The sequence below is a fragment of the Paenibacillus luteus genome, from assembly GCF_006542765.1.
Classification (GTDB): Bacteria; Bacillota; Bacilli; order Paenibacillales; family Paenibacillaceae; genus Pristimantibacillus; species Pristimantibacillus luteus.
The window spans coordinates 254819-270550 of sequence record NZ_SKCD01000088.1; the positions used below are offsets into that span (position 1 = coordinate 254819).

At 48.2% G+C, this 15732-nt stretch carries 6 protein-coding genes; 1 reads left to right on the forward strand and 5 read right to left on the reverse strand.

Annotated features, from left to right (window positions below; translation table 11 throughout):
- Window positions 1-109: 109 nt before the first annotated feature.
- The 4 genes from E0496_RS34400 to flgB all read right to left on the reverse strand — a co-directional run bounded on the left by E0496_RS34400 (window position 110) and on the right by flgB (window position 11801).
- Window positions 110-1705 carry an AraC family transcriptional regulator gene (locus E0496_RS34400; protein ID WP_161601673.1) on the reverse strand — a complete coding sequence of 532 codons (1596 nt, stop codon included), beginning with the start codon at window positions 1703-1705 and terminating at the stop codon, window positions 110-112.
- 203 nt (window positions 1706-1908) lie between these two features.
- Window positions 1909-9696, reverse strand: a complete 7788-nt coding sequence (locus E0496_RS34405) for a pullulanase (protein WP_141506407.1) — start codon at window positions 9694-9696, stop codon at window positions 1909-1911.
- A gap of 707 nt (window positions 9697-10403) precedes the next feature.
- Window positions 10404-10658 carry a hypothetical protein gene (locus tag E0496_RS36340; RefSeq protein ID WP_206669940.1) on the reverse strand — a complete coding sequence of 85 codons (255 nt, stop codon included), beginning with the start codon at window positions 10656-10658 and terminating at the stop codon, window positions 10404-10406.
- 735 nt (window positions 10659-11393) lie between these two features.
- Window positions 11394-11801, reverse strand: a complete 408-nt coding sequence (gene flgB, locus E0496_RS34415) for a flagellar basal body rod protein FlgB (protein ID WP_141506408.1) — start codon at window positions 11799-11801, stop codon at window positions 11394-11396.
- Between the two features lie 203 nt (window positions 11802-12004).
- On the opposite strand from flgB, the gene E0496_RS34420 reads away from it, so the two are divergent.
- The gene (locus E0496_RS34420) at window positions 12005-13054 is read left to right on the forward strand and encodes a hypothetical protein (RefSeq protein ID WP_141506409.1); all 1050 of its coding nucleotides are present in this window, start codon (window positions 12005-12007) and stop codon (window positions 13052-13054) included.
- Window positions 13055-13281: 227 nt separating this feature from the next.
- Here E0496_RS34420 and E0496_RS34425 read toward each other — a convergent pair whose 3' ends face one another.
- Complete coding sequence (locus tag E0496_RS34425) at window positions 13282-15390, reverse strand: methyl-accepting chemotaxis protein (protein ID WP_141506410.1); 2109 nt, start codon at window positions 15388-15390, stop codon at window positions 13282-13284.
- Between the last annotated feature and the right edge of the window lie 342 nt (window positions 15391-15732).

Here is a 15732-nt window from a genome sequence, read left to right on the forward strand (position 1 = left end):
AATAATAATTCTCATTCTCATTATAGACGGTAGCCTTATATTGTACATGGAACATTGGAAACAAAACATGGAGGAATGGGAATAAAGAGTGTATTAGGAATTAGGAATATTATGCTTTTCTAGAATCAAATATCTTAATGATTTCATCAACAGCAAAGTGGGTGGACAGCGGCGAGAATGAAAAGTTATACCACTCTTCGTTGCCCACCTGATAAATCCGGCTTTCCCTGCCCATAAGCAACGACTCCCCCTTCGGTATTCCCCGTAGCTTCATATCATCTGCTTGTAAAATAATATGGTCGGCTTTGAGCTCGCAGAGTCGGTCAAACGGTAAGACGATGCCTTCTTGATTCAAAGCGGATACGCTTGGCGGCTTTAGGCCAAGCTCTGTATACAGAATGCGCCCTCTGGATGATTTCTCGCCAAACACGACTGCTCCCTCAGAGGTCAGGCGCACATAGACAACCGTCTCATCTTTTACCGCAAAATACAAACTTTCCCTTGCCTTGTCCAGCTTGTCCGCAAAACGCTCAATCACTCGATTCGCCTCTGATCGCTTACCCAATATTTCAGCCATATCTCTCAGCTCATCACGCCAATCTTCTCGATTAGGCAAAAGCACCGTAGTTGCAATACCGCTAAGCTCCTCGTAAATCGCTTGATCTTGCCACTCAGAAGCGACGATGAAATCAGGCTTTGATAATCTGACCTTATCCAGGCTTAATGTTTTATCGCAATGAAGCTTTTCCACTTCGCGGAAGGAAGCTTGCAAATAATAAGGAAATTCCTGATGGGGAGTAGGAGCTGCAATCGGTGTAACCCCGAGCACATGCATCAATTCCGGATACGTAACCCGTGTGCCGAAATGTCTCCGCTGCTGCAAATAATAACGTGGAGACAAACCTACCTTCTGCTTAAAGCGCCTGCTGAAATAATGCTCGTCCTCAAAGCCAACTCGACGTGCGATCGTATGGAAGCTGTCTTCTGATAGGTTGAGCAAATCCTTTGCTTTCCTTATTCGCAAACCAATTAAATAATCGTGAGGGTTCTCACCCGTCATTTCCTTGAAAAGAACCGTGTACCAACGCCTGCTGACATTTGCCAAATTTGCTAGACCTTCGATAGATATCGCTTCATCGAGATGACGCTCCATATATTGCAGCGTGCGTTTGACAGCGAGCCGCGGGTTTTTGCTCTCTTTTTGGAACCGCTTCTGTTCAGTTAATGCAAAAATCAGCTTCTGAAAAAGAAAATGATTCGCAATCGCCTCCTGCTCATCACCTATGCTCACGGAGCGGTAAAGCGACTTAACCATGTCATGAATCGAATGCGTAGCTTCCAGCACAGAGTTACTACCTGCTAGTAAAATTGATTCATTGATTGTTAGTTGTGCCTGATGATAGTTATTCTTCTCCGTTTGATAAACTTTATATGTGATAACATAGCAGCCTAGGGCTGACTGTCCGTCATTTGTAATCCATGCAAGCTCCTTTGGAGGAATGGATAGAATCATATGCTGAGCCAAAAGCTGCTGCCCCCGCTCCAATTGAAGCAAACCGTTTCCTGTAACTACAATAAGAAGCATCGGCTCGACTCCTGCCGCAACCTTCATCTGCTCTCCTGCTGCAGAAACCAAGTACTGTATTTCCTGCATAACGTAAAAAAGATCGCGGAACGGAAGTTTGTTTGTGTCTTGTCTGTTCATAAGTAATCCTCCTCCCACCATCATTATACATGCTCTGTTTACCTTATGCTCTTGCCAAATCCGAGTTGCAGCGTATATGTATTAAAAAAACCTCCCAAACCACTTTCAGAGCGGTTTAGGAGGCTGATCCATGAGGGATTCAAGTCAACGTCTAAAAGACACAAGACTGCTAATTTTTCAATCTGAATCCGTTGTGTTTTCGTCTACTTACTTAGCAGGTTATAAATAACCTGGGCACTCTCGGCGCGCGTCAGCTTGCCCTTCGGCATAAAGGAACCTCCGTCTATGCCCTGCACCAGCTCAAGCTCGGAAGCGCGAGCAATCGAGGCAATTGCCCAATGGCTAATTTGGCTGCTATCCGCATAACCAGCATCATTAGCAGCAGTAACATTCTCCTTACCTTTGCTTACCTCATAAGCGCGCATAACCATAACGACCATCTCTTCGCGGGTAATCGTGTCGTTTGGCGCAAAACTGCTGCCGCTGCGTCCTTTCACAAGGCCCAGCTTACTTGCCGTAGCTACGTATGAGGAATACCAGTGATCCGCATCGACATCGGAGAAGTTCGCTTTGCCCTCTGCTTTAGCACCCAAGGCACGAACCAGCATTGCCACAAATTCTGCGCGCGTCACTTGCGCTTGCGGTGCAAATTGCGTGTCGTTGAGGCCCGTCACGATATGCTTAGCTGCCAATGACTTAATTGCTGCAGAAGCCCAGTGGCTAGTTGGTACGTCAGCAAAGGATCGCTCATAGGCAAGCGCGGCATAGCTGCTAAAATGGTTTACCTCTGCGCTGATGGTACTGCCACTCAGCAATCCACCGTGATATTCCAGCTTTCCATTCTCACCCATAAAATAGATACCCACTTTGTCTTTGTCTGCATCGGCATGCAGCTTAAAGGTGAGCGTAATCGGCGAAGCGAACTTCGTAACCTTAACCACTTTCCCGTCTTTGGTCCAAAGGCTCAAATGGAAATCGTAAATCTCGGAGGCTGCATCTACCATTATATAGTCCGTTCCTAAACGTTCCATCAGCTCATTAGTCTCAGCAGCCGTAAGCGGTTTGAATTCTAGTAATATACGGGCATCGTTCGCTTCGTTTCCAGCTGCCAAAGCTTGAAGCTCAGCCAGCACTTCGTTAGACAGTGTAATCGTCACACTGTTTGCCTCTAATGCCAATGCGTTGCTTGCAAGCATGGTCGCTGCGTGGAGCGGCAGTAGAACAGCCCTTTTTCCGTCTGCCACCTGCACCGTTACTTTGCCATCCTTACCGCTCTTCAGCGTGCTTTCCTCAACCACCTGAGCGTCCGTCGGCTGCTGCGTAGTTCCGGAGCCATTCGGCGTTGGCAGCGTGCCTGGGGTTGTTGTCGGCGATGTTGGCGACGGTGTCGCTTCCGGCGATGACGTTGGCCCTGTCGTTGCCGACGGCGTCACTTCCGGTGATGACGTCGGCACTGTCGTTGGCGACGGTGTCGCTTCCGGCGATGACGTCGGCACTGTCGTTGGCGACGGTGTCACTTCTGGCGATGACGTTGGCACTGTCGTTGGCGACGGTGTCACTTCTGGCGTTGCCGTCGGCTCTGTTGTCGGCGATGGCGTAGGCTGAACGGCTGCGACCGCACTCAAAATAACCGTACCGCCTTCGTTTCTTCCCGGCACTTCGACGGTAAGCTCGCCTGATGCCGCCACCGTGTAAAGCTTGCCGCTATATTCATCCCTGGCTTCCGCTCCAACCGGGAACGGAACGGTCAGTGTCACCAGCTTGCTAGCCGTAGAAGTATTAATAATCGTAACTACATTATCGCCCTCATACTGTTTGTTGAAAGCCAGATACCCGAGCTCATCCGAGCCCGCCAGCTTCGTGCGCGCTCCCTTCGCATACACCTTCGAGAACTTCGCTCTAATGCTGAGCAGCTTCTGATAATGGTCATGCAGCGCTTGCTCGGCTTCGAGCTGATCCCACGGCATATCTGCACGGTTTTCGCTAAATAGTCCCGCACTCATATCGCGTGCATTCGCACCGGATCGTCCCAGCTCTTCCCCGTAATAGATGACCGGCTGGCCTTTCGCCGTTATTTGCAGAGCCGCTGCAATTTTTAACTTTCCTTTGTCCCCATCCACAAAGTGGGAGAGGAAACCATCCTCGTCATGGCTGCTCAAAAATTGACCCATCGTTGCTCCGTTATCCAGCTTCGCCTCGCGATCAGCCAAATAAGCATCAACCGCATCAATCGCGCCGTTGACGAAATCTCGCGCTCTGTCATTAAAGCTGAAATCGAGCAAGCTATCCATTTGACCGCTGCGAAGCATGCCTCCGTCACCGTCGATCGTAGCTCCATAGTACTCCCCAATCAGCTTAAAGCCGGGATCGATTGTGGTCAGCGCGTTCTTGAACGCTTTCCATGTCGTGCTCTCCACATGCTTCACCGTATCGACGCGGAAGAAATCAATCGTATCCCCTCGCTCCGTTCTGGCCCGCTCCAGCCAGCCTGCTTGCCATTCTATGATTTTCTCGCGCACGGCCGGGTCTTCCGTCTTGAAATCCGGCAGATGGTCCAGTTCTCCTTCGATCGGATTGGTGCTGGCCTGAACGCCATTCGTTCTCAGCATGCCATCGAAGCGCGCTTTATCCTCAGCCGTAATGCCTGGGCGATTCTCTTCGGGCTTCAAACCATAGCCCGTATGGTTCAGCACGACATCGACCATAATCTTAATGCCTTTGTCATGGGCTTTGTTGATCAGCTCCTTGAACGTATCCATATCCCCAAGGTGCTCGTCGAGCTTGGTGAAATCTTTCGCCCAATATCCATGGTAGCCATATTGCTTGCTGTTGAAATCAACGCCCTTATTGAAATCAATGTTGTCAACGATTGGCGTGATCCAAAGCGTATTGATGCCAAGCTCCTCCAGGTAGTCTAGTTTGTCGATCATCCCTCTGAAATCGCCGCCATGGTAAGCTTCCAAATGGCTCTTATCCACATCCGCGTTATTGGAGGAATCACCATCCGCAAACCGATCGGTCAGCGCAAAATAAATGCGGGCCTCATCCCAGTCAAAATCCAGCTTGCCCGCATACGTCCTCGCTTTTACCGTTATCGAGCCTTTATGTGTATGCTTATTGCCGTACTCATCAACTAGCGTAATCGGGATTTCCTTTACTCCTGCGGTTATAGAATCCTTCACACCAATGGTTTGGGCCATCAGCCCGGTATCAAAGGCGGCCTTGGCCGGCCCGCCCAAAGCCGTAAGGTCCATATACCCTTCCGCATAAGCAATCTCCTCCGAAGCAGCCGCTTCAATCGTCAACACAGCGCTCTCGTTGTAGGAGATAGAAGCTGGGCTAGCGGCTGCGCTCATTGTGACCGATGGCTTCCGGTACGTTACCGCCGATTTGCCGTCCGTTGTGTTTTTCGGATCAGTCATTTCAACAGCTTCCGCGTTCTTCTTCGTGACCAGGAAGGTATACTCGTATACGCCCCCTTCAATATCATGAAGCGTATAAGCAAACCACTCCTTGGCAGCATCGTACACCATATCGTAAGACATGCCGTTCACCTTGACCTTCATAACCGTAATATCGCCAAGCCGTCCCTCGCGGAACAAAACATCATCTCGGTAGAGGAAGGTCAGCGTCCCATCCTTCAGCACAGGACCGTTGACCACGGGCAAAATATCAAGCTGGCTAACCATGCTCGTAATATTCACCTTGGTAAAGGCAGCCCCCGGAGCGATCAGAATGACCCGGTCATCCGGAATATCCTGCTTCGCCGTGTTCCAGTCCGTGCCCTTGCGGAGCACGAAGCCGACACTCGTTGTATCCGGCGAAATTTCCAGCATCACGGTAGCGACGCCATTTTCAACCTTATCAAAGTTGATTTGGTCATTCTTGACGCCCGTATTCCAAATCCAGAGATTCCAAACCGTGTAGTTTTTGTCCGGACGGATATAATTCAATTGAACATACCGCTTTGTTGATTCCGTCGTTACGGACACAGCCGCACTTGCTGTTGCCCCTTGATAAGTGACCGTAACCGTAGCAGCTCCAGCGCCGCTAGCAGTTACTACGCCGCTAGAAGATACAGCAATCACATCAGGATGATCTGTAGAATAAGCTGCCATGCCTGTGACTTTGCGCTTGCTGCCGTCGCTGTATTTTGCAAAAACGGCTGTTTGATGCGTGCTTCCAACCTGCAGCGTATAGCTTGCGCTGTCCAGCTCAAGGCTGGTAAGCGTTGGAGCAGCTGCATCCAGCTTAATAATCACTGCACTTAGCGGCTCAAGCGTGATCGAGCTTGCGGCCAGTTCGAATCCGGATGGAACAGTCACCGCTCCCAATCCCGCCTCATCATTGTCCACAAGTACCGTGCCGGCGGTTAAATCCTCCGACAATGCGAGCGTTCTTGGTTTGCTGTCCGCATTAACAAATACGTAGTAGTTGCCGGAGCCGTCGGTTGCTTTATTTTTGTAGCCGATGACCAGATCATTTGCTTTGATATCTACGGAAGGAATCAGCGTCACGTTGGAATCGACCAGATCCTTGTCGCCCAGCCGGAAGGCGTCCGTATGCTTCCGAAGCGCGATCAGCCCCGCCGTATATTCTTTGGTGATGTGGTTGACCGGATATTGCACCTCGTCTGCCGCCTTCTGCCAGTCAAACTTGTTGATCGCATCCGAAGAATCATAGGAATCGTGGATAAAATATCCGAACGGATTCCCGTCTTCATCTGCCAGCTCATGATACTTCTGCTCTGGCACTCCTGCGCCTAGCCACTGCTTCGTTCTGCCATATTCCTGCCCGGCATGAAGGAAAGCCGTGCCCTGCGAGGTAAGGATGAGCAAGTTGCCCAGCCGTACACGCTTATGGATTTCCAAATCATTCGCCGCGATCGACGGGTCCTTCTTAATGGATTGAGCGATCACATCGTATAAAGGCAAATTATCATGAGCCTCAATATACTGGACCATATCGCCCGGATCGTCCGCAGGCGTATTGCCAGGCTGTGCCTTGATGTTATCCAGAATCGTAGCGATGCTCCTTGCCCCGCCTGTAATAAATCTTGGCTCGCCTTCCGAGCCGTAGCCGGACTTCAATTCATTGCGGATTTCGTCGGAGAACACGCCCACGTTATCGGTTTTGTCCATCCAGGCTTGGTCAGCTCCTTTGCCCTCCAAGGACGGATCGGCCGCTGCTCCTCCGAACGTTTTCCAGCCTTCGCCGATAAACAGCGCGTTTGGATTAATGCTCGCTGCCGCATCATAGGCGTTTTGGACGGAATTGTAAGTAGCATCGCCCATCATATCCCAGCGCATGCCGTCGATCTTGTATTCCTCGAACCAATATTTAACGGAATCCACCATCAGCTTCTCCGCCATTTTGTGCGAGGTCGCGAGGTTGTTGCCGAAGCCGCCAATATTATTGCCGTTGGCATCCTGGAACGCATAATAGTTCGGTACGATATCGTTCAGAAAGCTCGCTTTGGCCATATGGGTGTACACCACGTCGAGTACGACGCCCATGCCCGCCTCATGGATGGCATCAACCAAATCCTTCAGTTCCTTGACTCTAAGCTCTGGATCTGATGCATTTTCCGAATAGGCGCCATCCGGTGAGAAATAGCTGTGCGGATCATACCCCCAGTTGTATTCATTATCCAGCGCAGAATATTCCGTTTCCCTCACGCCCATAGCCGCTTCATCGCCATAGTACCAAGCCATGACCGGAAGCAGCTGAACATGCGTCACACCAAGCGATTTAATATAATCGAGCTTATCCTTGAAGGCGCTGTAGGAGCCCCATCTCGCATTCAAATCGCTAGCGATCGAAGGATCAGAGGTGAAATCCCGAATATGGGCCTCCCAAATGATTGCATCCTCTCTTTTCTCATAGCCGTCAATCTGGGCAAAATCAAAATCCGCCGCAGGATCGGTTTGGCTCAGATCCACAATTGCCGCTTTCCCGACCATATCCCCGTCAGGGCCAGCCTCCCCCTTCGTGTTTACCCTGAATTCCGCCATCGACTTGGCATAAGGGTCAAGCACCTGCTTTGTGACGCCGTCATTAGTAACCTCGTATTGATAAAAATAACCTTTCACATCGCTCACCCCAGCCGCACTCAAGTCTTCTGGCGCTAGTGCCGCGGACCATACGCCTTGGCTGCCGTTGGCCAGCGACTTGCTGCCGACAAGCTGGGTAGCGTCGTTTTTATCATAAACATTGACTACTACAGAGCTTGCTGTTGGCGCCCAGAGCTTCAAAACAGCCTGGCCGTCGGCGTAAGTCGCTCCAAGATCGTCGCCCTCGTAGGCATAGACTTCGTCCAGCATTCTCCAGCCGGTAGCGGCGGAGACGGTTTTGCCCTGGTAAGTCACCTGCAAAGGGGCTTGCTCCAGCTGAATATCTACCTCTACCAGAGCTGTTTTCTTATCCGCATTCAGCGTCACTTGCTTGACCGCAACGGATGCGCCGTTCTTGTCCGTGATGGAGATCGCGGACTTCAATTCAGCCGCAGCAAGCCCGTCCGTCATTGTAAAGGAAAGGAGCAGCTTACTTTCCGATAAAATTTCCGCGAATACGAGTCCTGTCGGCATCTCCCAATAAGGTGAAACATAAACCGTATTGTCCCCTTCTCTGATCCAAAGCTGGTCATAGCGGTCCAGAAGGCTGAAGGTACGGTCGCCGCCGTCCTTGTCGCCAGAAGTTCGGTTAACGACTAGAAAGCTTATTTTCTGCGCATTCGGCTGTAGCTGAATATCGGTATAACCGCCGTATCGGTCTACGTTGCCTGCCTCGAATGCCGCCGCTCCCGCTGGCCATCCTTCCGATGGAACGGCTACCTGATCCCACAGCCATAAGCCGTAAGCGCTTTGGTTCTGGTCGGCTCGAACATAATGAATACGGACCGTATTCTCGGGAAGCTCAACCGGCTCATAATCATAAACTTTATCCAAGCCTTGCTGAATCCAAATTTCATTCTTTTCCGGCGGAGCAAGCGTAATCGCTTTGTCTCCCCCATCCTTGGAGCCATCCGTACGATTAACAATTAGAAAACCGATTTTCGTGGCCACTGCCGCTAGTGGAATATCTACATAGGCACCATAGGCATCTGCCTTTCCGGCTGGGAACACGGTTGCTCCGCTTGGCCAGTTGGCGGATGGGGAAGCCACGTGATCCCAAAGCCAAAGCCCATACTGCTCATATAAGCCATCGGCCCTGCTGTAATGCACGCGTAGATGATTCGCAGGGATCGGATCGGCATTAGGATCGACGGGTACGGTGAACGTCGCCTTCACTTCATGATTGCCCGCATGGTATTGGAACGTAACGGGAAGCTCCTCAGGCAGCGCCAAAACTAGATTTTGCGCAGGATATGCCTCATCCCAATTAGAGCCAAGCGCCAGCTTATATTCATAGGTCCCTTGAGGCACTTTTTTCGTAATCGTGTATACGTTGTCAAAATCTTGGTCGTCAAGAATCGAGAGCGCCGCCTCCGGCTGCCAGTTGCCTGGATCGCCGATAGCGGTTTGCAGGCTGCCCACTATGCGCGGGAGCTTATCTGCAGCGATTGGAGTGTAATACGTGGAGTCAGCAATTTTATGCGTGATGTGATTGTAATAAAAGGTAATTTCCGTCTCTTCCGTTAGCACCAGCTTAATGTTGCCGCCGCTATCTACGCCACTTGGGTTGGTGTAGCTGGCAAAACCGTAGCTCTCCGCCCACGCTCCGTCGATAGCGATTTTATATTCATAAGTGCCAGCGGGCAAAATGCCCGTTAAGCTATAATATCCATTGCCCAAGCTGTCCATTTCAGTCGCTTCGGCTGCCGGGTCCCAGTCTCCCGTATGGCCGAGCTCAGACTGCAAATCCCCTACGAGCACCGCCCGCGGCAGCGTTTCTGCACTCGCTTGAATTGGATAAATGCCGATCACTGACCAAAGCATGACTGCAATCAGCAGCATCGACAGCAGCCTCTTTTGTTTGAAAACCAAGCTCATTCGAATGAACCCTCCCTCATTTTTCGAACCTTGTTTAACCCAAAAAAGCCATGAGTGCTCCGTTAACTTTCCGGCTGCGACACCTCCTGCCCTTCATGAAAATGATCACTCACAAATTGTGCAATCGTTTGCACAAAACATGAAATAAATACAAACTTCTCTCTACTGTTCCTTCCATACTCTCAATTTACGGAAAGAAACCAATGAAAGCGTTTGCCTAAGCTCATATTAATCCTCTAAATAAAGCGTTGTCAATTGTTTTTCTCTAAAAAAGACCTATCTATACATCCTTATTCATCTAAAATCAATAAAATGATAACGTTTGCGCATATAGCTGTACTCTAGAATCGTTTGTCATTTTTATCAACTAACGAAACTCGTACTCACTAAAAACCTATCAAAAATGTGAATACAGGCGGAAAAGAAAATTGTATGATGCCTGAGGAAGTTCGTAAAAAGCGTATAGAACATCAGTTGGAACTGCTCTCTATGTCCAGTAACAGCAAACATATTAACGCTGAAAAGAGCGGACATTTCCCTCAATTCTCAGAACCAAAACTCGTTATCGATGCGATCAAAAATTGTGTGAAAGAAATAAGCCAAATGAAGTAAATAAATACTTCTTTTACTATGCTCTACTAACCATTCGCCTAATGTGAAAAAGAGCAGCTGCCTTAGCACACTGCTCCTTTCAGGTTCCGCTATAATTACTCATTAAAGATCCATTTCTCTTTATAAAATCTGACTTTACCATCCATGCTTTCTTCCATGTTCGTTCCTACATCGACGGAACGATGCCATGCTGTATGATATTTATTTCCAATTCGATATTGAATCTCATAAACGGAATTATCCTTTTCAACCTCAGAACTGAATGGAGTTTGCTTGTCTTTGATTTTATTTACAGAAATAATCACTCCATTCCGTGAATGAATCATATCCTGAATACCGTGCTTTTTCATTTGTTTGAAAGAAATAAATATAATAGCAGAGAGTAGGAAGCAAACGGCTATGGTGCTAACAAATATTCTATTAGAGATTTTTTTATTACTTCTAAAGTTAATAGTTAATAGTTAATCCTAATCCAAATAGAAGACTAAAACAAAATAGAAATATACAAATGGCTTGTATTTGATTCATCGTTTCACCTGTATGTTTTTATTCGTAAAGCTCAATATGAAAAATCACATTATACAACAGTATTATACAAAATAAGAATGATGAATCTAAACCACCATTACCTCCTCAAAACCTAGCGCCCCTGTCTTTATTCAACAGTTCTTTTCCATTAGCAAAATAATCTAATAAGAAATTCATTCCACTGGGGATCGAATGCCTCGCTAATGGACTCTGTAACGCTTGAGCTTGCGGCAGATCAGGATGACGTCTCCGTATACGAACTGTCGATCCAAGAGAACAAGATCTGCATCAAAGAAATACACTCCGAATGTTCAAAATTTTTCTTAATTAATCACTGAAGTCTTTGAATAGAAACTCCAACTCTCCAGCATCATAAATATCTCCATCGTTGATAAATTTCTCAATCTCAACCGTACCATCTGCAAAAAACTCTATTTCCCACCGTTGTCCAGGAACAGCTAACGTTATTATTCCGTGTTAGGATAAACAGCAAAATACATAAATAAGCCTGGCACTAGCGTCCATCTTCCCTGCTAGCGCCCGGCTCACAGTCTGGTCTATTTCAGATCGGCAAACATCTTCATGTATTTACTGTAGTGACCACTAACGCGATCAATCATATAATTGTATTCAAGTTGGTTTTGGGCCAGATTGGCCATCTCTTTGTCAACGTCGACATTATTCCGATTGTTATTCATGGTCGTGTCGCTGTGTTCAACTATTTTATAGGGAATGACCCCCGACCCGAAGGTTTGCGGAAGATGTCGCTCGTTCGTCCGGTTGAGCTGTACATTTTCTCCGTTCCCCTCCGTAATCATCTTCTCCAATTCTTCCTCGAAGGCGACGCTTTTCACTTTGTATCCCGGCGTCTCAGTATTCGCAAGGTTCCCTGTAATCACCTTATGTCTTAACTCCAGAATGTGAAGCAAAGATTCGTTACGGATCGAATTTTGGGTTGCGAACATCTCTCATCTCCTCAATTCATAAGTCTATGAATTTGTATATCATAAAGTGGTACGCTCCATTCGGATAGACGTTTCAAACTTCGCTGAATTACTTTCAAAACACTTATACATGGAGGCTTTTGTCGAGACTATGCTAAAATTGAGAGACTAAATACTACTGATCCACACGAGGGAAAAACCAACCAACGATCTGGAGGAATACAATGATGCTACGATTGACTCCCGCGAAAACGATCTTAGGCTCTTATGGCTTTTGTGCGAGAAACAATGAGGCACCTGCCGTTTATTTGTATGACATGGAATATAGAGTATACCGCCTTGATGAGAGCTTGACGCATCATAAAGCAGGAAGTATTCCCAACCAAGCAAAGCTTCAATTCAACACCCTATCGTTTCATCCGTTTATGGAGCGCGCTGCCTTTATCATGGAGGACGGTTCACTTGGCCTAGGAGATTTTTCCGGTCAACTGTTATGGAGTAAGGTTGGGAGTTTCGAATGTGTATTGTTCTCGCGTGAGGGAAGCCTGATTTGGACAGCTCAGAAGCTTGATGAGAATCGTCTTCGAATATCAGTTTACCTTAGCGAATATGGCACTCTGGTACATACGCACGAAATGGAAGATCCCTTATATGACAGTGCTCTGCGAATGATGGATATACCTGCTTCGGACTCTGTAACGCTTGAGCTTGCGGCAGGTCAGGATGGCGTCTCCGTATACGAACTGTCGATTCAGGAGAACCAGCTCTGCATCAAAGAAATGTTTCCAAATGGATGCTATATTTCGCCAGCATGGCATCCTGACGGCACAACCTTGTTCACGTTAGAGAACGACATGCGTTTGTTTGCTTGTTTTTCTTATCCTGCATTGGAGTTGTCCATGGAGCAGAAGCAACTCGAAGAAGACCAAGACGAAGAGGAATCCGATATGAATCCGGGCTATGAAATGCTCTATTTGAACAACGGCCTGGCCGTTACGCAAAATATGAATGATCGGTTTTTCTTGTTTGATCCAAGTCAAATGGAGCGATCTGACGAAGTGGTCTTCGCCGGGTACGAACCTGTGCCGACGAACACTGTATTTCCTAATTTGGTGGATGACACTTCACTACACTCGCAAATTAATTCGTTTGAAAGAGTAGGCAAGCTAATCATCGCCAAAACCGGCTCCCTACACGAAACACAACATATGCTTATTATTGAGGAAGCAGCAGTGACTGAGGCCATCAGTTCTAAAGTTAAGAGCCTAGAGTAAACGCATGCCTGTGTGCATGAAAGTACGTAAACAATTCCTCATTATATGACCCCTGTGCACAAAGCTCCAGAACTCAGGCCTTCACCTAAACTATGAACAAAAGTATCCACTTATCCCCAAAACGACACACAAGTTATCCACATGTGCAGAACTATATTTTCCTCATCCAAAAAAAGCATGTTACTCAGCCCCTACCTCCGCTGAGCAACATGCCTTCTTGCCGTTCGCTATATTTTAAATTGATCCAGTTTCTCAAGCAGCTCCTGAACCATGTTGCTCAATGCTTCTGCTGAAGCTGAGATTTCCTCCATGGAGGCAAGCTGCTCCTCCGATGCTGCGGCAACGCTTTGCGATTCCGAGGAAGCATCCGATGCCAGGTCGGCAAGCTGTACAACGCTCGCTGAAATTTGTTCCGTGCTGGCCGTCATTTGCTGCGCCGCCGCGGATACCTCTTGAATTTGATCATTGACCTGTGACATTTCAGTCAGAATCGAAGCGAACAATTGCCCGCTATCGGCCACGCTCTTCACGCCCTGCTGCACCTTCTCATTGCCTGCCGCCATCGTTAGTGCAGCCTTATGCGTATCCCCTCGTACATCCTCGACCAAGCCGGTTACCTGCTCGGCAGCTTTTTTAGTCTGCTCGGCCAGCTTGCGGATTTCTGCGGCTACAACGGCAAATCCTCTGCCATGCTCCCCTACTCTTGAGGCTTCAATCGCTGCATTCAAAGCAAGCAGATTCGTTTGCGTGCTTATGCCCGAAATAATATCAATCATGCCGCCGATCTGGTCCGACCGTTGACCTAAACGGTCGATCGCGCTTCCCGTTTCTGCTACCGATCTTTGCAGCTCATCCATCAGATGAATGGCAGCTTGAAGCTGCGCGCTGCCGGCTTTTGTCTGCTGTGCCACATCCTCCGCGGATGATGAGACCAACGCTGAAGAATCTGCAATACGCTGAACGCCTATCGTCATCTCCCCCATCGCCTGCGACGCTTCCGACGCATAACCATGCTGGCTTTGCGCACCTTCGGCCACATGCCCGATCGACACTGCAATCGTCTCGGACGCTTTGCCGGTCTGCTCCGCACTAGCGGTTAACTGTTCGGAGGTAGCACCTACCGCCATGGATAAGTCGGAAACGAGCCGGAACATCCCGCGAAGCTTAGAAGTCATTTCGTTAAAATGTCCGCCCATGACGCCAAACTCATCGCCTGTCCGAATCTGAAGCTGCTGTGTTAAATCACCTTGCGACATTAGCTGGAGCTTGCCGGACAGCATTCGGAGCGGTTTTATGACCATGCTCCATATAAGGAATGCCATAACGCCAGCCAAGACCAGCATCGCAGCAGCCGCAGTCAAGATAGCGGTAAATTTAGCTTTGTTGTACTCCTCCAAAATAACATCTTTTGAAACCGCCGTCTGCGTAAACCATACCTGCTCGCTGCCCGGCATTTGAATTGGCTCGAACACGCGGAGTACATTGAGACCCTCGGAATTCATTGTGTAGGCTTTATCCCTCTTCCCACTGTTTACTTGCTCCCATAATTGCTGCTTATCGGGACTATCTCCATATGCCTGCAAAATTGATGCTGGATTATTCGGATTGGCAGCGTAAACACCTTTGGCTGTAACCAGAGCGACATAACCATCAAGTGGTTTATACTGCGCAGCTTCCTCCTGAAGCTGTGTAAGCGAGAGATCGATACCAACGATGCCGAGAAAATCACCCTTGGCATCCAAGATCGGGTAGACGATCGACATTAATTCCGTTTGCACACCAGCCGCCTCATAGGTGTACGGTTCAATATAAGAAAGCTTCTTGCTCGCCTTTGGAATTAAATAGTAATCGCCGGCTCCCGGCGTTTCATAGTCCTTCAACGGCTCGGCCGCCACATTTTTACCATCATGAATAAGGTAGGGAACGAATCTGCCAGATGCATCGTCATATGAGGCCTTGCTTCGGTTTGCCTGATCATTGCCATCGAATGCACCCGGCTCCCATAGCGTATAAAAACCGAATACATCCGGCCGCTCCTGCAGCATTCGGCTCATAATTGTAATGGTATCCTCCCGCGAAAGGTTATTTGATTTTCTTGTCTCCACCAGGAGAGATGACAACGTCTGTAAAGTTGCTTCAAGCTCAGTCATCTTGGTTCCAATCGTTGTTGCGTATTCCATGCCAGCCTTCTCGGCCTCAAGCTCACCTTTGCTTATGCTCGTTGACCTTAGCTGCTGCAAATTTGCGAGCAATATGGACCCCAGCACCAAAGCAATCACTAATCCGACCACAGCAATAAATTTAAATGTTAAAGACAGCTTCCGAAATACGGTCATATGCTCAACTCCACCCTTTGTAATAAGACATTAATCGACAAAAAACGACTAAAACATAATAGACATGAATGCCTGTTTAAAAAAATAATTGATGCGCTGCCTATTCGCCCCTTTTCCCCCTTAACATGCAAAAAAACCGGCACCTTTACATAAGGCTTTACCGGTTTTCCTGTTGTTCTTTCTCATTCATCCTTGCGTTTATTATAACGTTCATTACTAGGACGTGTCTGAAAACTCATTACTGAGACAATTTGAAGATGGCAGCTACATATACAAACGACAAAAATGACTTGGCTAACTTGTCGTAACGAGTAGCCACACGTCGGAAGTGTTTGATTTTAT